Source organism: Pseudoalteromonas sp. NSLLW24 (genome assembly GCF_015864725.1).
Lineage (GTDB): Bacteria > Pseudomonadota > Gammaproteobacteria > Enterobacterales > Alteromonadaceae > Pseudoalteromonas > Pseudoalteromonas arctica.
Map to the genome: position 1 here is coordinate 1 of NZ_JADYWQ010000054.1, position 599 is coordinate 599.

Annotated in this window: 2 tRNA genes; both read right to left on the bottom strand. The window is 38.7% G+C overall.

What is annotated here, in order from left to right:
- Window positions 1–291: 291 nt before the first annotated feature.
- Window positions 292–367, bottom strand: a tRNA-Ala gene (locus I6E72_RS19650).
- 50 nt (window positions 368–417) lie between these two features.
- Window positions 418–494, bottom strand: a tRNA-Ile gene (locus I6E72_RS19655).
- Window positions 495–599 lie beyond the last annotated feature (105 nt).

Consider the following 599-nt stretch of genomic DNA (forward strand, 5'->3'; position numbering starts at 1 on the left):
GGGTCTTTGTTTTGTGACAGTTTAACTTCGCCAGAAGTCAATATTGAATACTAAAGTAGATACCAATCAATCAACTCCTAAGAGTTAACTAAATGGCACTGAATGGTACTGCTACCATTCTTTTTTTACTTTTGAAAACTCTTGATAAATACAATGTATCTATCAGAATTTTATTATCAGCTTTTCCAAATTTTTAAAGAGCAAGAGATGTAAAAACTTCTCAAAATTAAACACACTCTATTCTCAGGCGGTTAATGGCCTGATAAAGAATATTTATTTTTAAGAAGTAAGTGGTGGAGCTAAGCAGGATCGAACTGCTGACCTCCTGCGTGCAAGGCAGGCGCTCTCCCAGCTGAGCTATAGCCCCACATATGCTGGTACTTATTGTTTTAACCATCTTCTTAATTAGATAAGAAGTGGTGGGTCTGAGTAGATTTGAACTACCGACCTCACCCTTATCAGGGGTGCGCTCTAACCAGCTGAGCTACAGACCCAAAACAATAAGTGTTGTTCTCTTTACAATAACAATCATCTGTGTGGACACTACGAACAAATAAGTTCTAAATCGTATAAGGAGGTGATCCAGCCCCAGGTTCCCC